This window comes from Photorhabdus akhurstii (assembly GCF_018448925.1).
GTDB classification, from domain to species: domain Bacteria; phylum Pseudomonadota; class Gammaproteobacteria; order Enterobacterales; family Enterobacteriaceae; genus Photorhabdus; species Photorhabdus akhurstii.
In genome coordinates, this window is sequence record NZ_RCWE01000001.1 from 242820 (window position 1) to 265735 (window position 22916).

General features: G+C 42.2%; 16 protein-coding genes. 10 read left to right on the forward strand and 6 right to left on the reverse strand.

Going from position 1 to position 22916, the window contains the following annotated elements; all coding sequences use genetic code 11:
* Positions 1–212: 212 nt before the first annotated feature.
* The 3 genes from EAE93_RS01060 to pncB all read right to left on the reverse strand — a co-directional run bounded on the left by EAE93_RS01060 (position 213) and on the right by pncB (position 4520).
* A complete protein-coding gene (locus EAE93_RS01060; RefSeq protein ID WP_214038898.1) occupies positions 213–1361 on the reverse strand; it encodes a porin in 1149 nt (382 codons plus the stop codon).
* Between the two features lie 336 nt (positions 1362–1697).
* A complete protein-coding gene (asnS, locus tag EAE93_RS01065) occupies positions 1698–3098 on the reverse strand; it encodes an asparagine--tRNA ligase (protein ID WP_214038899.1) in 1401 nt (466 codons plus the stop codon).
* Between the two features lie 207 nt (positions 3099–3305).
* Positions 3306–4520, reverse strand: a complete 1215-nt coding sequence (gene pncB / locus EAE93_RS01070) for a nicotinate phosphoribosyltransferase (RefSeq protein ID WP_214038900.1) — start codon at positions 4518–4520, stop codon at positions 3306–3308.
* A 346-nt stretch (positions 4521–4866) separates the two neighbouring features.
* Between pncB and pepN the strand changes: the two genes are divergently transcribed.
* The 4 genes from pepN to EAE93_RS01090 all read left to right on the forward strand — a co-directional run bounded on the left by pepN (position 4867) and on the right by EAE93_RS01090 (position 10071).
* On the forward strand, positions 4867–7479 hold the full coding sequence (gene pepN / locus EAE93_RS01075) for an aminopeptidase N (protein ID WP_214038901.1): 2613 nt from the start codon (positions 4867–4869) through the stop codon (positions 7477–7479).
* A gap of 205 nt (positions 7480–7684) precedes the next feature.
* Complete coding sequence (locus tag EAE93_RS01080) at positions 7685–7954, forward strand: CCDC90 family protein (protein WP_040152855.1); 270 nt, start codon at positions 7685–7687, stop codon at positions 7952–7954.
* Positions 7955–8323: 369 nt separating this feature from the next.
* Positions 8324–9334 (forward strand): quinone-dependent dihydroorotate dehydrogenase, encoded by a 1011-nt coding sequence (gene pyrD / locus EAE93_RS01085; RefSeq protein WP_110086814.1) that lies wholly within the window; start codon positions 8324–8326, stop codon positions 9332–9334.
* A gap of 191 nt (positions 9335–9525) precedes the next feature.
* On the forward strand, positions 9526–10071 hold the full coding sequence (locus EAE93_RS01090) for a cell division protein ZapC (RefSeq protein WP_036778877.1): 546 nt from the start codon (positions 9526–9528) through the stop codon (positions 10069–10071).
* Positions 10072–10470: 399 nt separating this feature from the next.
* Here the strand turns inward: EAE93_RS01090 and EAE93_RS01095 are convergent, their stop codons facing one another.
* The 3 genes from EAE93_RS01095 to EAE93_RS01105 all read right to left on the reverse strand — a co-directional run bounded on the left by EAE93_RS01095 (position 10471) and on the right by EAE93_RS01105 (position 14680).
* Positions 10471–11766: a glycosyltransferase gene (locus EAE93_RS01095; protein WP_082302152.1), complete on the reverse strand. Its 1296-nt coding sequence runs from the start codon at positions 11764–11766 to the stop codon at positions 10471–10473.
* Positions 11767–12007: 241 nt separating this feature from the next.
* A complete protein-coding gene (locus EAE93_RS01100; RefSeq protein ID WP_214038902.1) occupies positions 12008–13291 on the reverse strand; it encodes a glycosyltransferase in 1284 nt (427 codons plus the stop codon).
* A gap of 273 nt (positions 13292–13564) precedes the next feature.
* Positions 13565–14680: a YcbX family protein gene (locus tag EAE93_RS01105; protein WP_214038903.1), complete on the reverse strand. Its 1116-nt coding sequence runs from the start codon at positions 14678–14680 to the stop codon at positions 13565–13567.
* Positions 14681–14780: 100 nt separating this feature from the next.
* Here EAE93_RS01105 and rlmKL point away from each other — a divergent pair, with 100 nt between their 5' ends.
* From rlmKL to rmf, 6 genes are all read left to right on the forward strand, one after another.
* Positions 14781–16898 (forward strand): bifunctional 23S rRNA (guanine(2069)-N(7))-methyltransferase RlmK/23S rRNA (guanine(2445)-N(2))-methyltransferase RlmL, encoded by a 2118-nt coding sequence (rlmKL, locus tag EAE93_RS01110; RefSeq protein ID WP_214038904.1) that lies wholly within the window; start codon positions 14781–14783, stop codon positions 16896–16898.
* Positions 16899–16903: 5 nt separating this feature from the next.
* Positions 16904–18817 (forward strand): ABC transporter ATP-binding protein, encoded by a 1914-nt coding sequence (locus EAE93_RS01115; protein ID WP_110090339.1) that lies wholly within the window; start codon positions 16904–16906, stop codon positions 18815–18817.
* Between the two features lie 85 nt (positions 18818–18902).
* Complete coding sequence (gene pqiA, locus EAE93_RS01120; protein ID WP_214038905.1) at positions 18903–20150, forward strand: membrane integrity-associated transporter subunit PqiA; 1248 nt, start codon at positions 18903–18905, stop codon at positions 20148–20150.
* A 20-nt stretch (positions 20151–20170) separates the two neighbouring features.
* Positions 20171–21820, forward strand: a complete 1650-nt coding sequence (gene pqiB / locus EAE93_RS01125; protein ID WP_110087079.1) for an intermembrane transport protein PqiB — start codon at positions 20171–20173, stop codon at positions 21818–21820.
* Positions 21817–22389: a membrane integrity-associated transporter subunit PqiC gene (gene pqiC, locus EAE93_RS01130; protein ID WP_214038906.1), complete on the forward strand. Its 573-nt coding sequence runs from the start codon at positions 21817–21819 to the stop codon at positions 22387–22389. The genes pqiB and pqiC overlap by 4 nt, the downstream gene beginning before the upstream one ends.
* A 243-nt stretch (positions 22390–22632) precedes the next feature.
* The gene (gene rmf, locus EAE93_RS01135; RefSeq protein WP_071647033.1) at positions 22633–22800 is read left to right on the forward strand and encodes a ribosome modulation factor; all 168 of its coding nucleotides are present in this window, start codon (positions 22633–22635) and stop codon (positions 22798–22800) included.
* Positions 22801–22916: the final 116 nt, after the last annotated feature.

The window sequence follows — 22916 nt, forward strand, 5'->3', positions numbered from 1 at the left end:
TTATCTTAATAAAAAGAGTAAAATATGATGTTTATTTCATCAGTCATATCTCTTATATGTAACTTACTGATATGCTTGTCGATGTGTTATATACCATTTTTTAACAGATACCTGATAATGATTATTCTTGAAAAAAGTAGTGCTCACTTTAAGTGAGCACCATAACATGTTAATTGGCTCTCCTATTAACCTGTCTAATTTATATCAGACGGCTAGAATTGATATACCAAACCTACACCTACCGCGTTATTTGTGTTGACATCGAGATGTTTGGTGTAGAAGTTGTCATGTACTAAGTTGATTTTATAATCCACATAAGTGGATAAATTTTTGTTAAAGTTATAATAAGAACCAATAGAGATATATTTTACCCAGTCCTGATGAGTGAAAGAAGTTGTTCCTTTGGATTGAACATATGCCAGAGATGGACGCAGGCCAGAATCAAACTGATATTGGGCCGTTAATTCAATATTACGGGTTTTTGCGGAGACGAAATCTTGGTAGCCGAAAGAGGTCATATTGTGAGTTTCACCATACATGGCGGCCAGATATACGTTGTTTGCATCATATTTGGCGCCAACGTTCCATGCCTTAGCTCTTTCACCGCGAGCGACAGAAGTAACGAGCCTTTCATGTGTAATAGGGCGGTCAGCATTGGAGTAGGCTCCCCCTACGCTGATACCATTGCCGATATCGTAGGTAACAGAGAGGCCGAAGCCGTCACCATTACTACCACCATTGGGCTTACTGCGTTCACCACTGCGCTTACGGATCGAATTGCGGCGGTTGTTGCTGTCTTCGTCGTTCTTACCTTGGTATTGCAGGGCGAAGTTCAAACCATCAACCAGACCAAAGAAATCTGTATTGCGATAAGTCAAGACACCGGTAGCACGATTAGTCATGTAGGTGTCAGCCTGCGACATGGAATCAGCGCCGAATACTGGCAGTACGTCAGTCCAGGCATTGACGTCATAGAGAACACCATAATTACGACCGTAGTCTAGGGAACCGTATTTAGCCAATTTCAGACCAGCGAAGCCCAGACGGGTTTGATTGCCTTCGGAATTGTTTTCCTCAGCTTTGTTAGCCTGAATATTGTATTCCCAACGGCCATAACCCGTTAGTTGGTCATTGATTTGAGTTTCACCTCTGAAGCCCAAACGAATGTAGCTTGCATCACCATCTTCACTATAGATAGGGGATTTATCTGAGCTTTGGGTAATTTTAGAGAATTGATGACGCGCATCAACTTTGCCATAGATATCCAGTTTATTACCATTTTTATTATAAATTTCAGCGGCATTTGCTACACCAGCAGTCAACAGTGCTGGGATGACCACGGAAAAGATACTACCTTTCATTATTGTTACCTTCATTTAATTACTATCGTTAATTACCGTCATTGGTGTTATTCGGACATCTGTTACTGACAGAAATAATTCCTTTAAGAAACTCGTTGAAATTATTTATGAAAATACCGTGATGTCTGAGTCGGGGCACAGTTTTTCATTAGCCGTGGACTTTATCTATCATTTAATTGATACAAATTGACGATTTTTGTAATAAAGTGAAAATAATATATTGCAAAATGTAAATGAAATAGGATTTTTGATCGTATCTTGAATTTGAAGAATAAAAAAAGCCAGCTTTTGCTGGCTTTATACATAATAATTTCTTATGTTTGTTTTACGCAATCATTAGAAGTTTGCGCTTCTTGGCGTACGCGGGAATGGGATGACATCACGTACATTTGGCACACCAGTCACGTAAGCAACCAAGCGTTCAAAGCCCAGTCCGAACCCTGAGTGAGGTACGGTGCCATAACGACGCAGATCACGGTACCACCAGTAATCTTCTTTATTAAGCCCCATCTCTTCCATACGTTTATCCAGCATATCCAGACGCTCTTCACGTTGTGAGCCGCCGATAATTTCACCAATGCCCGGTGCAAGTACATCCATTGCCGCGACAGTCTTACCGTCGTCGTTCATTCGCATATAGAAAGCTTTAATATCTTTTGGATAGTTTTTCACGACAACCGGAGCTTGGAAATGTTTCTCTGCCAGATAACGTTCGTGTTCTGAAGAGAGGTCAACTCCCCAGAAGACTGGGTTTTCAAATTTCTGGCCGCAGTTTTGCAGAATTTCAATGGCATCGGTGTAATCAATCTGAGCAAAGTCAGAATTGACAAACTTTTCCAGGCGGGTGATGACATCTTTATCTACGCGTTCAGCGAAGAATTGTAGATCATCAGCGCGCTCTGCCAATGCGGCTTTGAAAACATATTTCAGCATATTTTCAGCCAGTGAAGCGGCATCGTTGAGGTTGGCGAAGGCGATTTCCGGTTCAAGCATCCAGAATTCCGCCAGATGGCGGCTGGTATTAGAGTTTTCAGCACGGAAGGTCGGACCAAATGTGTAAACTTTGCTTAATGCACAAGCATATGCTTCACCGTTCAATTGCCCGGATACGGTCAGAAAAGCTTCGCGGCCAAAAAAATCTTGGTTGAAATCCACTTCACCTTTGTCAGTTAACGGCAGATTTTGCAGATCCAGCGTAGAGACGCGGAACATTTCGCCGGCGCCTTCTGTATCAGCAGCCGTAATCAACGGGGTGGAAACCCAGAAGTAACCATTTTCATGGAAGAAACGGTGTAATGCTTGAGCAAGAGTATGGCGCATACGAGTAACGGCGCCAATCAGGTTGGTGCGTGGGCGCAGGTGAGCGACATCACGCAGGTATTCAATACTGTGGCGTTTCGCGGCCATTGGGTAGGTATCAGGATCTTCAACCATTCCGATCACCACGACTTGGGTCGCTTGTAGTTCAAAATTCTGCCCTTGGCCTGGGGAAGCAACGACTGTCCCTGTTACTTCGACAGAACAGCCGGTAGTTAAATGCAGAATTTCATCCTGATAATTAGGCAAATTATTATTAACGACGGCCTGTAATGGATTAAAGCAGGAACCGTCATAGACGGCGAGGAAAGAGATGCCAGCTTTAGAATCTCTCCTTGTACGTATCCAGCCGCGAACGGTGACTTCACTATCAACCGCAACCCGGCCTTGCAGTACGTCGACTACAGGCGCTACGCTCATAGATTTCTCTCTTCTTTATATATCAGTTCAGGTTTGTGAAATTGAATATCCCCACAAGGGGCAACTTGTTCTATGTTACTTGCCCTGTTTCAGGAAACAAGAGGAAATCATCAATTTAAATGGTGAAATAGAGGGGAAAGGCGCTTTTCAGATGTGCTGCTGCGTTATCTGCCAGCAGCACAGTGGTATTTTGGCATGAAACTTGGGTTAACAAGCTTGTTTAACCTGAGGTATATCAAAAGCTGCGCGTAGCCTGTTAACAAACTCGTTATCTTCACAAATGGTTTTGCCAGGGCTATCTGAAAGCTTTGCGACTGGTTTGCCATTACATTCAACAAGTTTTATGACGATATTCAGTGGCTTAACCCCTGGAATATTACAGGTGAGTTGCGTACCGATACCGAAAATCAGGTTTATTCTGTTGTGGAAATGACGATAGAGCGCTAGCGCTTTTTGGAAATCCAAGCTGTCAGAGAAGACCAGCGTTTTTGTCATTGGGTCGATATCCAGTTTTTGATAGTGGGCGATTGCTTTTTCGCCCCATTGAACGGGATCACCCGAATCATGACGTAAACCTTGATAACTTTTGGCAAACTGGGCATCAAAGTCCCGCAGGAAAGCGTCCATTGTAATACAGTCGGTCAAGGCAATACCTAACTGGTTAGGATATTCTTTCAGCCAACTTTGTAATGCTTCTCGTTGGCTGTTAGCCAGATCCGGGCTGATTTGCTGATGAGCTTGAAACCACTCATGCGCCTGTGTGCCAACCGGAGGGAGCCCAAGCTGTTGTGCAAGTTGATAATTGCTAGTGCCAATTAGGTAAGGGAAATGCTGTTGCAGCTCACTGACGATAGCGTGTTGAACACAGTGTGAGAAGCGCCGACGTGTACCGAAATCCATCAGTTTGAAACTGGAGAGATCGATTCCTTCATTTTCAGCATTTTGATAGAACAGTTTGATCAACTTGCGTAGCTGATTAACTGCGTTTTCCACTGCATTATCTGGTGAGTGATAGCGATGAACTAATTCACTAATTAGCGCCAGTAGTGGAACTTCCCACATAATGACTTCATGCCATAATCCTGAAATACGGATAGCTAATTGGCCACCCTCTGTAACAGAAATATTGACTTGTTGTGGGTTAAAACGAAAAGTTTTTAACCAATCCAGATAATCAGCCTTGAAAAAAGGCAGACTGGAAAGGTAATTAAATTCAGCATCGGTTAATGCCAAATCAGCCATCGTATTAACTTGATAGCGTAATTCTGTGGCATATTCACCTAGCAATTCATCGCCGCGGCAGCGAAACTCTGCAACAACAGGCATGTGGCTGTAGCGGTGATACACTGCTTGTTGCATATGAAGTTTATAAGCGTCAGTATCAAGCAGTGATTTTATAATTGGGGTAGCGTCTAGTGTCATAGCGCGTTATGCATCCTCACGGAGCGTATTCGTATTAGCTAAATCGATAAAGTGGGAAGAGTATACCGAGATTATTTTGTTATTGAAGTCACATAACATCATATAGTTCACCAAAATATCGAAGCTAAACAGGGCCTTTGGTCAAATGTTATCATGTTATTTGATCATTAGGTGATGACAAGCACCAAAGAATAAACATATTCCTTACACAACATCATACTCGTTCTTAATGAATGTTTAACATCAGAAGGTGCGTTATTCACTCTTGAAATTCAACCTCTTTCTATGGCAGCGTAAGGCTTGGTATTGAATTAATTCCATCAGGTATGAAACAAAAAGGTTTCTTATGACACAACAGCGACAAGCTAAGTACCGCCGGGATTATCGCGCTCCCGACTATACGATTTCTGATATTGAACTCGATTTTAATCTTGATGCCGATAACACGGAAATTACCGCAATCAGCCAAATAAAACGTCTGAGTCACGAAATAACGCCATTAGTGTTGGATGGTGAAGACTTAACGCTGAAAAGTCTTCATGTGAACGGTCAACCGTGGGCGCATTATCGTGAACAGGAGGGGACGCTGGTCATTGAGCAGTTGCCGGCTCAGTTTACTTTGAAAATTGTTAATGAGATCCATCCATCGAAAAATACGGCGCTGGAAGGTCTGTATGTTTCTGGTGATGCGCTTTGTACCCAGTGTGAAGCAGAAGGGTTCCGCCACATCACTTACTATCTCGATCGCCCTGATGTATTGGCTCGTTTTACCACGCGTATCACAGCCGATAAAGCTAAGTATCCGTATCTGCTTTCAAACGGTAATCGGGTTGAGCAGGGAGAAACCGATGATGGGCGTCATTGGGTGAAATGGCAAGATCCATTCCCGAAACCATGTTATCTGTTTGCTTTGGTCGCGGGTGATTTTGATGTGTTGCGCGATATTTTTACGACGCGTAGCGGCCGTGAAGTTGCATTGGAGCTGTTTGTTGATCGTGGCAATCTCGATCGAGCTGATTGGGCGATGACTTCCCTGAAAAATTCTATGAAGTGGGATGAAACCCGTTTTGGCCTTGAGTATGACCTCGATATTTATATGATTGTCGCGGTGGATTTCTTTAATATGGGCGCTATGGAGAATAAAGGGCTGAATGTCTTTAACTCCAAATATGTGCTGGCGAAGTCTGAAACTGCGACTGATAGAGATTACCTTAATATAGAAGCTGTGATCGGCCACGAATATTTCCATAACTGGACCGGGAATCGTATTACTTGCCGCGATTGGTTCCAATTGAGTTTAAAAGAGGGGTTGACGGTATTCCGTGATCAGGAATTTAGCTCTGATCTTGGCTCTCGTTCTGTTAATCGTATTAATAATGTGCGTGTTATGCGTTCGGCGCAGTTTGCGGAAGACGCCAGCCCAATGGCCCATCCAATTCGCCCGGATAAAGTGATTGAGATGAATAATTTCTATACCCTGACTGTGTATGAGAAGGGCGCGGAAGTTATTCGTATGATTCATACCTTGCTAGGTGAAGAGCAATTCCAGGCAGGGATGCAGCTTTATATTCATCGCCATGATGGCAGTGCTGCAACATGTGATGATTTTGTTCAGGCAATGGAAGATGCGTCAAATGTGGATTTGTCACTTTTCCGTCGTTGGTATAGCCAGTCTGGTACTCCCGTACTGACAGTTCGCGACGAATATGATGCAGAAAAGCAGCAATATAAGTTGCATGTCAGTCAGATGACACCACCTGCCGCTGATCAAAAAGAGAAACTGCCTCTGCATATTCCTCTGGATATTGAGTTATATGACAGTAAAGGTCATGTTATTCCGCTACGTTATGATGGTCAACCGGTTCACCATGTATTGAATGTGACCAATGCAGAGCAGACGTTTGTATTTGATGATGTGTCGTCACTGCCGGTTCCCTCTTTATTACGGGAATTCTCAGCGCCGGTGAAACTGGATTACACATTCAGTGATCAGCAATTGGCATTCCTGATGAAACACGCTCGCAATGCGTTTTCACGTTGGGATGCGGCTCAGTCGCTGATGGCAAACTATATCAAATTGAACGTTATCCGTTATCAGCAGAAGCAGCCGATCGAATTGCCAATGCATGTGGTGGATGCTTTCCGAGCGGTATTATTGGATGAAGAAATTGATCCGGCTCTGGCGGCTCATATTCTGACTTTACCATCAGAAAGTGAGATGGCGGAGCTGTTTGCGATTATCGATCCTAAAGCGATTCATGAAGTTCTGGATGCAATCACTCGTACTTTGGCTCAGGAAATGGCTGATGAGTTTGCGGTGGTTTATAACGCTATCAATATCGGTGCATACCGTGTCGCTCATCAGGATATTGCTCAGCGCTCTCTGCGTAATATTTGTCTATATTATCTGGCTTTTGGTCATCAAGAGCAGGCCGATAAAGTGGTATCAAATCAATATCATCAATCTGACAATATGACTGATGCACTGGCGGCATTATCTGGTGCGGTGCTGGCAGAGTTGCCTTGCTGTGATCAACTTATGGCGGAATTTGATGATCGATGGCATCAGGATGGTCTGGTGATGGATAAATGGTTTAGCTTACAGGCAAGTAGCCCGGCGGCAGATGTGCTGGCTAATGTGCGTAATCTTCTGAATCATCGTTCATTTAGTATCAGTAACCCAAACCGGGTGCGTGCTCTGATTGGAACATTTGTTAATAATCCAGTTGCATTCCATGCTGAAGATGGCAGTGGTTATCAATTTCTGGTAGAAATTTTGACTGATCTTAACAGCCGTAACCCACAGGTTGCTTCTCGTTTGATTGAACCGCTGATTCGCCTGAAACGTTATGATGAAAAACGTCAAAACATGATGCGTAGTGCGTTGGAACAGTTGAAAGCATTGGAAAATCTGTCTGGTGATCTGTTTGAAAAAATTACCAAGGCATTAGAAAGCTGATAACTATTTATTGGGTTATCGGGCTAATGGTTATTAGCCCGATTTATCTTCTGGATAATAAATTTCTTCTTGCCAGCATTGGGTTGGAAGTAAAATGCCGTGGTCAGTATCTCATGGTAAAACTGATATGTGGTTAATTTTTATGTCTCTATTGTATTATTGTTAATTTAAGGGCGGTCAACCAGTAACTTTAGAGGATAAAAGAATGGCTTTACTTACAATGGATACACATACAGCAGTTAAGGCACTCAAAGCGTCTGGTTTTAACGATGAGCAGTCTGAAAAAATCGTTGAAGTTATTACAGAACTGCAAAACATAAGTGTTGTCGCCAAAGCAGATCTAACAGTTGCTACTGAGAGCATTAAAACCGATATTGGTACTATAAAAACAGATTTAGATTGGATTAAGAAACTGACATTAGCAGTTGGTATTGCTGTTGTTATTGCGGCATTGAAATACATTTTTATTGGTTGATGCTTGATACTTGTAGTATGAAAATTGCTCAAGATATTAAAGAGCATCCATTGGTTTACCCCCCCTTTGAGTTGTTCGAGAGAAGCAAAGTATCTTGGGCAAAAAAGTCAACGATTGTAGTCACCAGTGTATTCTTGTTATATCAATGCATTTTCCCGACTTTCACGCGCAACATCTAGGAGAGATTTGCGCCTAATTAGCATATTTCTGTAGATTCATCCCATATTATTCGGTTACTCTACCTGCCGAAATATTTTTAGGATTAAAAATGAGCGTTTTTTAGTTCAAAAATTTCTAAGTGGCACATGAATGTGTATAGTTTTACTTTTATAATTTAATGTTTATAAATTAATTAATAGGTTCAGAATTATGTGCTACCCACTAGTCAGGAAAGCGTTGTTCCAACTTGATCCGGAACGGGCGCACGAATTAACCTTCCGCCAGCTTAAGCGTATTACCGGTAGTCCTTTTGAGTTCCTGATCCGCCAGTCAGTTGCGACAAAGCCTGTTACTTGTATGGGTTTGTCATTTAAAAATCCTCTCGGTCTGGCTGCGGGCCTTGATAAAGATGGCGATTGTATTGATGCATTTGGTGCAATGGGCTTTGGTTTTATTGAAATTGGCACCGTAACCCCACGCGCTCAGGCAGGAAATGATAAGCCGAGATTATTCCGTATCGTTGAAGCAGAAGGGTTAATTAACCGTATGGGCTTCAATAATCTTGGTGTTGATAACCTGGTAGAGAATGTCAAAAAGACAAAATATGGCGGAGTTATTGGGATCAATATTGGCAAAAATAAAGATACGCCAGTAGAGCATGGGAAAGATGATTATTTAATCTGCATGGATAAAGTTTATCCTCATGCTGGCTATATCACAATTAATATCTCTTCACCTAACACACCTGGCTTAAGAACGCTTCAATACGGCGAAGCGTTGGATGATCTATTATCGGCGATTAAAAATAAACAGAGTGAACTTCAACAAAAATACCAGAAATATGTCCCTGTTGCGGTAAAAATTGCGCCAGACCTTTCTCAAGAAGAGTTGATTCAAATTGCAGATAGTTTAATTCGTCATAATATCGATGGTGCTATTGCAACTAATACAACGTTAGACAAGAGATTAGTTGAAGGACTTAACTATTGCCAACAAGTTGGTGGGTTAAGTGGTCGGCCGGTCCAGTTGCGTAGTACAGAGATTATTCATCAGCTCTCTCAGGAATTAAGCGGTAAAATTCCCATTATCGGTGTTGGTGGAATAGATTCACTTGTCTCTGCCAGAGAAAAAATAGCGGCGGGGGCTTCTTTGATACAGATTTTCTCTGGATTTATCTATCATGGTCCAAAATTAATCAAAGATATCGTCAATCATATCTAAATCTTGCTGTTAATTTATCATTGGGGGTTTATTTTTGCCCCCAACTCATCTATATTTGCTCTGAACATCTAAATTTTATCTGTATCTTCACGTGTCTTTTAATTATGGCAGGGCTTATTTCACTGAATAGCGGGCAAGTTATTTACAATCTGTTTGGCGATGTAAGTTTTTCTGGCGTAAAAGGATAACTCATGAACATTAAACCCGATGACCAATGGCGCTGGTATTTTGATACTGACCATGACCGTGTAATGCTCGACCTGTCTAATGGTATGGTTTTTCGTTCCTGTTTTCCTGCGAAGATGCTGACACCCTATGCAATGGGAGAAACTTCGTTCTCTGTAGAAGATGCGACGCTTTATTATTGTTTTGAAGAACAGACACGCCAAATTAATATTTCAGATGAATCCAGGGCTGAATTAATTCTTAATGCGTTAGTGGCTTTCCGCTTTATTAAGCCGCAGATGCCAAGAAGCTGGTATTTTTCCCGTTTTGCCATGATAGAAAAGCCGGTACAAGGCGAGCTAATTCAGGTACGGCTCCAGGATTGCGGGACAGATGCTGTATTCTTGGTCGTAGAAGCTGGAGATAGCGCGAGCCTTTGTCTGTTAGCTCAACCACAATTAACGTTATCCGATCGGGTAATGAGTTTTTGCGATCCAATTAAGATTATGAATGATCGATTGATGCCATTTGTGGAACCTGTTTGTATGCCAATTTATGGCACCGCGGTTTGATTTAGGTTTAAGATCCCATTGTTCCGTGATTTCCAAAGAGTAAAATCATTTTTTGAAAATAGAACGACAAGACAGAAGATAATCACTGTTTTTAATTGAGAAAATTGTTCTTTATCATCTGAGGAAATTTTACCGCATTCACATCTTCTCATCTGATTATGAGTAAGTTATTCTTTTCCTGTTTCCTGTTTCCTGTTTCCTGTTTCCTGTTTCCTGTTTCCTGTTTCCTGTTTCCTGTTTCCTGTTTCCTGTTGGTTATTATCACAGAAACTTATCCGTTATAGTAATAGCTATAGCTTACTCGTTTGAAGTTGGTGTAAAAATAGATAAGAAGTATTTTAATAATTCCCTCCCCTCTGGATAGCATTAGCTTTGAGATGGGGAGGAGATATAATGAAGTTAATTAGCACGATTTTCGAAGATTAATTGTTCTGCGTGATGGGATATTGCTGCTAATGCGTCGTGACTGGCGTAATCATCTTGGACGATTTGTGCCCGCTGTTTAAATAAATTTGTGCGCAGCATATTTTCCACTGTTTGCTTAAGCTGAGATTCCGTTGGTTGTGCTGTATCCAGATTAATACCGCATCCAGCCCATACGACGCGAAACGCTGTTTCCTGTTTACCTTCTCCCGTATCGGCAATGAGTACTGGTGTACCGTGGTTGAGGGCGTAATTAATGGTTCCATAACCCCCGTTGGATATTAGCAATGAAGCTTTTGGCAGCCAGTGCTCAAATGAGATAAATTCTTCGATACATGCGTTGTCAGGTATGTTTTCTGGCCGTATTTCTATTGAACTACCACCGGTGGTTGCTAATACACGCACAGGTAATGTAGCCAGTGCACGCAATGTGGGGAAAATTAACTGGTTTAGATCAGTATTAGACATGGTGCCCTGAGTGACTATAACCAATGGGCGTGGATCATCTTCTTCCCATAATTGCGGTGATTCTGTTATCGGAGCGGGGTTGGGGAGAGGGCCAATAAAATGGACTGTATCAGGCAATTCTTCTCGTGGGTACTCAAATGCCAGGGTTGAAAGTTGCAAAAAGCGATCAGAACCCAAAATGACTTCATCATTGAAAAATCTGGTTAACGTAGCGCATCCCGCCTGAGTTAATGCGTCATTGAAGCTATTCTGAACTTCGGTTATTAGTTGTCGTGTTTCCTCATCCACGAGTTGTTCATGTGTCAACTCTGATGGCAGTAATGCGGGGGGAATACGTGGTCCCCAGAAAATTGAATCTTTCGAAGAGTAAGCCAGAGGCGTTATGCCAATTATGATCACTGGAAGGCGATGAGTTTTTTCTTTTTGCAGCAGTGGCAATATGCCATAGAAACAGTTCTCGGCTATAAGGAGTTCTGCTTGCTGTTCATGGATGATTTGTTGTAGTTGGCGGTCAAGGAATGGGATTGGGGTACAGAAGAAATCTTTAAACGCTAGCGCCATTTGCAGATTTCCTGGAGGAAGGTGCGCTCGATCAGGAAAACGTTGTTTTAGGTGGCGGTAATCAAAGTCTATCTGCTCATCGAAGGGGATAAATGTTGCATTTAAATCTTCTACCTGTTGGCGAAATAATGCGCCGGTGAATACAGTTACCTGATGTCCTTGTGCTATCAGTGATTGAGTTACTTTTAACATCGGATAGACATGCCCGGGCGTTGCGACCGCTGCAATGACAATTCGTGCCATAACTTACTCCTTTGTACTGTTTTGATTTAATTACGCTAGTTAGCTCCTGACTCAGGGTGTGATCATTTCATGATTACTGTTACAAATTCATTGTAGTAATAATAATTTATCATGACAATAATCACTGTAATTTATTTTTTTATGAAGTTATGACATATGCCGATTTCCTCCCCTCTTAGTCTGTGTTAGCACTAAAATGGAGAGGAAAGACGAAAGTATCTAGGATTTGGTTACTGCGGCTTTATTCAAGAATTATTTGTTCTACGTGACGGGATATTGCTGCTAATGCATCATGTTTTGCGTAATCTTTTTGGACAATTTGCGCACGTTGTTTAAACAAGTCTGTACTCAGCATATTTTCCACTGTTTGCTTAAGTTGAAATTCAGTGGGGTGCGCTGTATCCAGATTAGTTCCGCATCCAGCCCATACAACACGAAAAGCTGCTTCCTGCTTGCCTTCTCCTGCATCTGCAATGAGTAACGGAGTCCCGTGGCTGAGAGCATAATTGATGGTTCCATAACCTCCGTTGGATATTAGCAATGAAGCTTTTGGCAGCCAGTGCTCAAATGAAATAAATTCTTCAATGCGTGCATTTTCAGGTAGATCTTTACTCAGTGTTTCTACCGATCTGCCACCGGTGGTTGCCAATATACGTATCGGTAATGTTGCCAGTGCACGTAATGTGGGGAGAATTAACTGATTCAAATCGGTATTAGAGATAGTACCTTGAGTAACTATAACCAATGGACGTGGATCATCTTCTTCCCATAATTGAGGTGATGTTGCTGTCGGTGCTGGATTGGGGAGGGGGCCAATAAAATGGACTGTATCAGGCAATCCTTCTCGTGGGTATTCAAATGCCAGAGTTGATAGCTGCAAAAAGCGATCAGCACTGATAATCACTTCATCGTTGAAAGGTCTGGTTAACGCAGAGCTTCCTGACTGAACTAATGCGTCATTGAAGCTATCTTGTACTTCGGCTATGAGTTGCTGGTTGGTTTCATCTACGAGTTGTTCATGTGTCAATTCTGGTGGTAATACCGCAGGTGGGATACGTGGCCCCCAGAAAATTGAATCTTTCGAAGAGTAAGCCAAAGGTGTTATGCCAATGACTATCACTGGAAGACGATGGGTTTTTTCTTCTTGCAGCAAGGGTAATATGCCATAAAAGCAGTTCTCGGCTATAAGCAGATCTGCTTGTTGTTCACAGATAATCTGCCGTAATTGGCGGTCAAGAACTGGGATTGGAGCTGAGAAGAAATTTTTGAATGCCAGTGCCATTTGTACATTTCCCGGAGGAAGTTGAGCACGGTCGGGGAAATGCTGTTCTAAATGACGATAGTCAAAGTCTATCTGTTCATCAAAAGGGACAAATTGCGCGCTTAAAGTTTCTACCTGTTGGCGAAATAATGCACCGGTAAATACGGTTACCTGATGTCCTTGTGCTATTAGTGATTGAGCGACCTTTAACATTGGATAGACATGTCCAGGGGTTGCGACCGCTGCAATGACAATACGTGCCATGACTTACTCCTTTGGTGTTTTTTCTGAGTGACTTAAGCTCCTGTTAGAGTGTAATCATTTTATGACAGTAGTTATAAATTCATTATGGTAATAATTAATTCATTATTGTAATAATAAATTCGTTATAACAATCACCGTTGTGATTGATTTATAAAATTTATTGATTTCCTCCCCTTTTAAGCGGTGTTAGCGCCACAATGGGAAGGAAGGATAGAGGAATTGGCGTTCAACGTGCCAATTTATGGCACGTTGGTTTGATTTTAATTTAAAGATCTATTCTTCGCTATTATTAAGAATAAGGTTGCTCTTTGGAATACAACAGCAAGCTAGAATATGTCCATCGTTTTTAATCGCTGTGGCTTTTAAAGGAGAAACTTCTCCCTTAACTAAAGAAATCTTACAGCATCCACATATTCCCGCCCGACATGAGTAGGGTACTTTAATTCCTTGTTGTTCCAGTTGTTCTAAAATGATTTGTTGATTATTACCTGTAAAGGTTTTCCCATTATATTCAATAGTGATAGATTGCTCATTTATTTTTGGTAAATCAATATCTTCAGCTTTTTCGCCACTGCCATATTTACGCGGATCTTTTTTAGCTAATATAGTGACATTATCTCCGATTCTAATAATACCACTCGAACGGGCAGTGAGATTCTGACCAAAATCGACATCACCATTTTCTGCTGTACGGAATGATTGCAATGTCGATAATGGCTCTCCGTTGGGATTTTTAATACCTTTATCAATGCTGACTGTTGTCAGAATACAGCGGCTACAGGGTTTGGGTAAATCAAAAATAACATCGCCAATCTGAATTGATTGCCAACTGTCTTCTGCAAATGCTTCCGTACCAGTAATAACAATATTTGGGCGAAATTGCTCTAATTTAATACTGGCCGGACAACGCTGTTGTAATAAATGAAATGAAGCTTCATTAATGAGTAGAAATGGATAACCATCAGCAAATGATAATGGAATGTTAGGGTGTTTTTTTACTCTGCGGCTTAATTCATGGCTTAACCAGCGTAATTGCACTGGAATATCAAAGAAACGACTTAACCATTGATTAATTGTTTCTGGTGCAATTAGGGCCGTAAAATGGTTGCCCCATACTTCCGTGGGCTGCTGTTCAGGTAGGAAATCACTGTAAAGTATGGTGGCATTTTCTCCGTTGGGCGCACGCAGATAAATACCGTTATTTAACATAGCCGGAGTAAATAACAACATTTGCGGATATTTACGGGCGGTAATAAAAGTTCCGTCTGTCGTTGTGACCATAAAATTGCGATCAAATATAAGGCCGCTTTCACTAACTAATGCATGGGAAAGTTGCAAACCACGCATAGACTTTACCGGGTGGGTATACAGGCGAGACAGAGTGATCATCCGTTAATCTCCATGAAACATTTTTTACACACGCAACTTTATGACATGTCATCTGGATTAGCTATAATGCGTAACAATTTTCTTTTTGGTGATATGTAACATGAACTCTCTGTTTGCCAGCACGGCGCGTGGATTAGAAGAATTATTGAAGAACGAACTGGAAATGCTGGGGGCGCAAGCATGCAAAATTGTGCAAGGCGGAGTTCATTTTCAAGGTGATGACAGAGTGATGTATAAAAGCCTGATGTGGAGCAGGCTGGCATCACGTATTTTGCTACCGCTAAACGAATTTAATGTCTATAGCGATTTAGATCTCTATCTTGGCGTTCAGTCTATTGATTGGAGCCAGATTTTCTCTATAGACAGTACTTTCTCTGTGCATTTCAGTGGCACAAATGAAGAGATACGGAATACGCAATATGGCGCACTCAAGGTTAAAGACGCCATTGTCGATAGCTTTATTCGTAAGTTAGATCAACGCCCCAATGTGGCAAAGCAACAGCCGGACATTCGCATTAATGTTTTTTTGAATAAAGAGAGAGCTAGTGTTGCATTGGATTTGAGTGGTGATGGTTTGCATGTCCGAGGTTATCGCGATCTTGCTGGTCAGGCTCCGCTGAAAGAAAATCTGGCTGCGGCGATTATTCTACGTTCAGGCTGGCAGATTGGTACTCCGATGATCGATCCTATGTGTGGTTCCGGCACATTATTGATTGAAGCAGCAATGATGGCGGCTGATCGTGCTCCTGGACTGCATCGTAACCACTGGGGCTTTATTGCTTGGTTGCAACATGATGAAGAAATTTGGCGTGAGGTGACCACAGAAGCGCAGATCCGCTTTCGTAAAGGTCTTCAGGAGACAGCTTCCCGTTTTGTTGGTTCTGATATTGATCGTAGAGTGTTGGATATGGCTCGGTCAAATGCTCGTAGAGCCGGGGTTGCACAGTTGATAACTTTCCAGCAAGGTGATGCCAGTCGTCTGGAAAATCCGTTATCAGAAGGTCCTGCCGGAACAGTGTTAAGTAATCCACCTTATGGTGAGCGCTTGGAAAGTGAACCTGCATTGGTTGCACTACACAGTTTATTTGGGCGGATAATGAAAAGCCGTTTCCCTAGCTGGCGTTTGTCTCTATTCAGTGCATCGCCTGAGTTGCTGAGCTGCTTGCAATTACGGGCTGAACGTGAGTTTAAAGCTAAAAATGGTCCACTGGATTGCGTACAGAAAAATTATCAGTTGTCAGATAAACCACACTCATCAGAGATGAATGTGGCGGAAGATTATGCCAACCGCCTGCGCAAAAATGAAAAGAAATTAACTCATTGGGCGAAACAGCAAGGGATTGATTGTTACCGTCTGTATGATGCTGATTTGCCAGAATACAATGTGGCTGTTGACCGTTATGCGGATAAAGTGGTGATTCAGGAATATGCTCCGCCGAAAAGTATTGATACCAATAAAGCGCGTCAGCGTTTATTCGATGCTATCAGTGCAACGATGCAAGTTCTTGGACTCTCATCAAATCAATTAGTACTTAAAACCCGTCAGCGTCAGAAAGGTAAAAACCAGTACGAAAGAATGGCAGAAAAACGGGAATTCTTTCTGGTAAATGAATATGACGCAAAATTCTGGGTTAATTTAACTGACTATTTGGACACCGGCTTGTTCCTTGATCATCGTATTGCCCGGAAAATGCTAGGTGAAATGAGTGAAGGAAAAGATTTTCTGAACCTGTTTGCTTATACCGGATCAGCGACAGTACATGCTGGGTTAGGCGGCGCGCGTTCAACAACGACGGTTGATATGTCTCGCACTTACCTTGAATGGGCTGAACGGAACCTACAGGCTAATGGATTAACAGGTCGTCAGCATCGGTTGATTCAGGCAGATTGTCTCGCTTGGTTGGCTCGGGCCAGTGAACAGTTTGATTTGATTTTTATTGATCCGCCGACTTTCTCCAATTCTAAACGAATGGAAGATGCATTTGATGTACAACGCGACCATATCATGTTGATGAGACAGCTTAAGCGCTTGTTGCGTCGTGGGGGAACGCTGATGTTCTCCAATAATAAACGAGGTTTTAAAATGGATTTTGCTGAGCTGGAAAGAGTTGGCTTGGTGGCGGAAGAGATCACCAGTAAAACTCAGTCGCAGGATTTTGCCCGTAACCGTCAGATTCACAACTGCTGGCTATTACGCCATGCTGGTGAGGAAAAATAATTACTATGTCGTTGATCAATTTATCTGGTGCGTGGTTGTCGTTCAGTGATGCGCCATTACTTGATAATGCAGAATTGCATATAGAAGAAAATGAAAGAGTTTGTCTGGTTGGTCGTAATGGTGCTGGAAAGTCGACTTTGTTACGGGTATTAGCAAAAGAGCAGACGTTGGATGATGGTCAGGTTATTTACGAACAGGATCTGGTTGTTTCCCGTTTACAACAGGACCCTCCCCGTGATGTGGAGGGGACGGTTTTTGATTTTATTGCCGAAGGTGTTCAGGAGCAGGCCGAATATATTAAATCTTTTCATCAGATTTCCCGTCTGGTGGAGCAAGAACCGAATCAGAAAAACCTCAACCGCTTGGCGGAATTGCAGGAGGTGCTGGATATTCGTGGGCTATGGTCACTGGACAGCCGTATTAATGACGTATTGAAACAGCTCTCTTTACCTGCGGAGGCAAGGCTCTCTTCACTTTCAGGTGGTTGGTTGCGTAAGGCGGCATTAGGGAGAGCGTTGGTCAGTTCACCAAAAGTTTTACTGCTTGATGAACCCACTAACCACCTGGATATTGATACGATTGAATGGCTAGAAAATTTCCTGAAAGATTTTCAGGGTAGTCTTGTTTTCATTTCCCATGACCGTTCATTTATTCGCAATATGGCAACCCGTATTGTCGATTTAGATCGTGGTAAGTTAGTGTCGTGGCCGGGTAATTACGATAAATTTCTTGAAGGCAAAGAAGAAGCATTGCGTGTGGAAGAGATGCAAAATGCTGAATTTGATCGTAAGTTGGCTCAGGAAGAAGTGTGGATTCGTCAGGGGATTAAAGCGCGTCGTACTCGTAATGAAGGACGTGTCAGGGCATTGAAAGCATTACGTGTTGAACGTTCCCAACGCCGTGAAGTAATGGGAACCGCTAAAATACAGATGGAAGAAGCGAGCCGTTCCGGCAAAATTGTCTTTGAGCTGGAAAATGTAAACTATCAAATTGGTGAAAAGAAACTGGTCAATAATTTCAGTGCGCAAATTCAGCGTGGGGATAAAATTGCACTGGTGGGACCAAATGGTTGCGGCAAAACAACTTTATTGAAACTAATGTTAGGTGAGCTGCAATCTGATAGTGGCCGTGTTCATTGTGGTACTAAACTAGAAATTGCTTATTTTGACCAGCATCGGATAGCACTTGATCCGGAAAGAACCGTAATGGATAACCTGGCAGAAGGTAAACAGGAAGTGATGGTGAATGGTCGTCCTCGCCATGTTCTGGGTTATTTGCAGGACTTTCTGTTTCATCCAAAACGGGCAATGACACCGGTTAAAGCGCTTTCTGGTGGTGAAAGGAACCGGTTGTTACTGGCGCGTCTGTTTCTGAAACCCAGTAATTTGTTGGTGCTTGATGAGCCAACCAACGATCTGGATGTGGAAACATTAGAGTTGCTGGAAGAGCTGGTAGACAATTATACAGGTACTGTATTGCTGGTGAGTCATGATCGTCAATTTGTTGATAACTCTGTGACCGAATGTTGGATTTTTGAAGGTAATGGTGTGATCAATAATTATGTTGGTGGTTATTACGATGCTCAGCAACAGCGCGAACAGGTTGTATCGTTGCGCCAGCAAAATGGGAAAAAACTGCAAACGGAAGTTAAAGTAGAAAAGATTAAGGAACCGCCAAAAAATTCTCGTAACAAAATGAGCCACCATTTATTACGAGAGTTAGAGCGATTACCATCATTGCTGGAGAAATTGGAAGAAGAGCTTGATCAGTTACAGTCTCAAGTGAGTGATCCTGACTTTTTTAGTCAGCCTCATGTAGTAACCCAAAAAATACTGACTGAGTTGTCTGACAAAGAGCGAGCATTAGAAGCTGCTTTTGATCGTTGGCATGAATTGGAAACATTGAAAAATAACCAATAGTTAACATAATTAGCAGAATCATACCGCGGAATTTTTCCGAGTATGATTCTGTGGATATTCCCAATTTCCTTACAGGAGAAAAACCTTGTGTTCCAGTAGCCATCATCATGAAATGGTATTGTGCCCTCAATGTGATTTGCTGGTGACATTGCCAGAAGAGGTTCAGGGAACGAAGGCGGTTTGTCCTCGTTGTAAGACGACATTAGTTACATGGTGGAAAGAACCTAAACATCAGCCAACAGGTTATGCAGTCAGTGCATTATTTATGCTGTTAATGGCTTGCTTGTTTCCGTTTGTTAGCATGAGTGTGGCGGGAATTGGCAGTGAAATTACCTTATCTCAAATCCCTCAGGTGATGTTTAATGAAAATTACGTCAGTGTGGGAACATTCTTTTTGCTCTGTGTTCAACTGGTGCCTGCGTTTTGTATGGTAGCGATTATTCTCTTGTGCCAGGGTGTTGTTACTTCTCAGAAGATAAAAGCTTGGTTAGCCAAGGTTTTATTTCAGATGAAAAGCTGGTGTATGGTTGAAATCTTTCTGGCAGGGGTATTAGTCAGCTTTGTTAAATTAATGGCTTATGGTGATATTGGGTTAGGTTTAAGTTTTTTGCCATATTGCCTGTTCTGCCTTCTCCAGGTGAGAGCATTTCAATGTTTGGATCGCCACTGGTTATGGAATCAGATAGCGCTCGCACCTAAGGTGAATATATCGTTACAGGCAGGAAAAGCGGGGTTAGTGCAGGGGGTTCGATTATGTCAGTGCTGTACAGCTATTTTACCGGCAGATCAGTTAGTTTGTTCACGTTGTCATACTCGTGGACATGCCCGCCGCCGTAACAGTCTGCAATGGACAATGGCACTGATAGTGACGGCTTTAATGCTTTATATTCCTGCTAATGTCATGCCAATGATGGTGACCGAATCATTAGGTAATCAGAATGATTCCACTATTATGGCTGGAGTGATACTACTTTGGAGCGTAGGTTCATATCCGGTAGCTTTAGTCATTTTTATTGCCAGTATTATGGTGCCATCACTGAAAATGCTGGCAATTGGTTGGTTATGTTGGGATGCCAAAGGTCACGGTAAACGAGATTCCGCCCGAATGCATTTTATTTATGAAGTTGTTGAATTTGTTGGCCGTTGGTCAATGATTGATGTATTTGTTATCGCAATATTGTCATCATTGGTACGTATGGGGAAATTAATGAGTGTCTACCCTGCTATGGGGTCAGTTATTTTTGCTTTAGTTGTGATCCTGACCATGTTTGCGGCAATAACATTTGATCCGCGTTTAATTTGGGATAGAACCAACGTTAAACATTCGTTATAAGGCAATGAAGGAGTGTCAAGGTGACGGATAAAGTTGAAGACCAGAGTCAGGCTAAAATCGATAAAATTAAAAGTTGGTCGCCAGTCTGGATTGTACCGATTGTCACTGTGCTTATTGGTGCCTGGATACTGTTTTACCATTTCAGCCACCAAGGGCCGGAAGTAACGTTGATTACTTCTAACGCGGAAGGCATTGAAGCCGGAAAAACTAAAATTAAAAGCCGTAGTGTGGATGTCGGCGTGGTTGAGAAGGTCATGCTGAGTGATAATCTTAGTCAAGTTATTATTAAGGCCCGGCTGAATGATGGTATGGAAAATCTATTACGCAGTGATAGTGCTTTTTGGGTCGTGAAACCGCAGATTGGTCGTGATGGAATATCTGGTCTTGGTACTCTTCTGTCCGGGGCTTTTATTGAACTTCAACCGGGAAAGAATGGTGATGAAGAAGATAAATTTAATTTGTTGGACTCACCCCCATTGGCCTCGCCTGATGCAAAAGGTATCCGTGTCATCCTAGTCAGTGATAAAGCCGGTCAGCTTAATCCGGGCGATCCGGTGTTGTTTCGTGGTTATCGGGTTGGTTCTGTTGAAACCAGCGAGTTTGAACCGAAATCGCATCTGATGAGATATCAGCTATTTATTAATGCGCCTTATGATGGTTTGCTGACAACCAATGTGCGTTTTTGGAAAGAGAGTGGTATTACCCTTGATATGTCTTCCCAGGGGGTGCGTGTTGAAATGGCTTCTTTATCAACGCTATTTGGTGGTGGTGTCAGCTTTGATGTACCTAAAGGTTGGGAATTGGGTGAGCCAATTAAAGAAAAAGCCACTTACAAACTTTTTGATAACCAAAGAAGCATTCAAGATTCTTTATATACCGAACATAAAGATTATCTGTTGCTCTTCTCTGATTCTGTCCGAGGATTACAGCCGGGTGCGCCGGTGGAGTTTCGTGGTATCCGTATGGGAACTGTGGCGAAAGTACCGTTCTACTCTGAGGGAATGAGACAGCGGCTGGATAATGATTTTCGTATTCCAGTACTTATCTCCATTGAGCCGGAGCGCTTTGAGAAGGAATTGGGGGAAGGGTTTGATGTTGAGAAAGAGCTGAATAGCATAACCAAACGCGGTCTGAGAGCCTCTCTCAAATCAGGTAATTTGTTAACGGGGGCACTGTTTATTGATTTGGATTTTTATCCGAATGAAAAAGGGTGGGTTGGCCCGTATGAAATTGCAGGCTATCCGCTATTGCCAACAATCAGTGGTGGTCTTGCTCAAATTCAACATAAGGTTATTGCAGCGTTAGACAAAATTAATAATATGCCGGTTGAGCCAATGTTTAATCAGGCTATTCGCACTTTGGAAGAGAGTCAGAAAGCTATCAGAAAAGCACAGCAGACTCTTGATGAATTGAATAAAGTGCTGGCAAATCCTGAAACCAAAGATCTGCCAAAAGACATACAGAAAACATTGCAGGAGTTTAACCGCAGTATGCAAGGTTTCCAACCTGGCTCACCGGCTTATAACAAGATGTTGGATAATATGCAGCGATTAGATCAAGTGTTGAGTGAACTGCGGCCTGTGCTGAGAACGCTGAATAATAAGAGCAATGCGTTAGTTTTTGAGGCTAAGCCAATTGAAGATCCAGAACCGAAAAGGGCTAAAAAATGATGAGAAGAGTGGCATTAATTTTAGTGATTTTTATTTCTGCTTGTAGCCGTCAGCCAGAAAGAACTTATTATCAATTGCCGGTAGTCACAATAGCATCACAAAAGAGTGCTATTGTGCAACATGATCGCCAATTATGGGTACAACGAGTCATGTTGTCCGATTATCTGTCATCCTCCGGTGTGGTATATCAAAGTAGTGATGTTAGTTATATCAGTGCGGCGAATCACTTGTGGGCAAGTCCACTTGAACAGCAGTTACAGCAAGTGTTGGTAGCGGAATTAACCGTAGCGCTGCCACAGCGTTTAGTGTCTGCCCAACCATTGGTTAATAAACCAGATACTTTGGATGTAACAGTAACCAGTTTTCATGGTCGTTATGATGGTAAGGTGATTTTGCAAGGTTACTGGACATTAACTTGTCAGGGGCGTGAGTTAAGTGTCATTAAACAGCCCTTTAATATAGAGCTAAAACAGGAAGAGGATGGATATGATGATTTAGTTCGCACATTGGCAAAAGGATGGGGTCAGTTGGCGCAAGCTATTACCAATCAATTAATTTCCCAATCGTAACCCTCAGCCATTCTCCGGGTGTAAAACCTTTACGCTCGGAGAAAATTGGTATTATCAGCAGGATAAAAATTTCTCTTTATTATTAATACCTTATTGATTTTCTCTGTACTAATATAACAAATATTACATTAATATGAATTTCTTGACTTGATTTTCAAAATTTATAGGGGTATTTCTAAATTGTGGTTGGATGAATGATGACCACTGTTTTCTTTTGATCTAGCTTATGAGGTAAATAAGAGCATGAAGAGACAGAAACGAGATCGTTTAGCACGTGCGTTATCGAGAGGGTACCATGCAGGTATTTTGGGGCGCTCAAGGGAGCATTGTCCCTATTATTCATTAGATGCCCGTTCTCATTGGTTAGGAGGATGGCGCCAGGCTATGGAAGACAGGGCGATGATGGCTTAGTCTGCCAAACTGATGTATAGGTTAGGTGAGAAAAAACCACCATTTCTTAATCGACGTGTATATATCCCAAATTTAATCTGACAGTGACTGATTGCTTATTACAGATATCTGTCAGA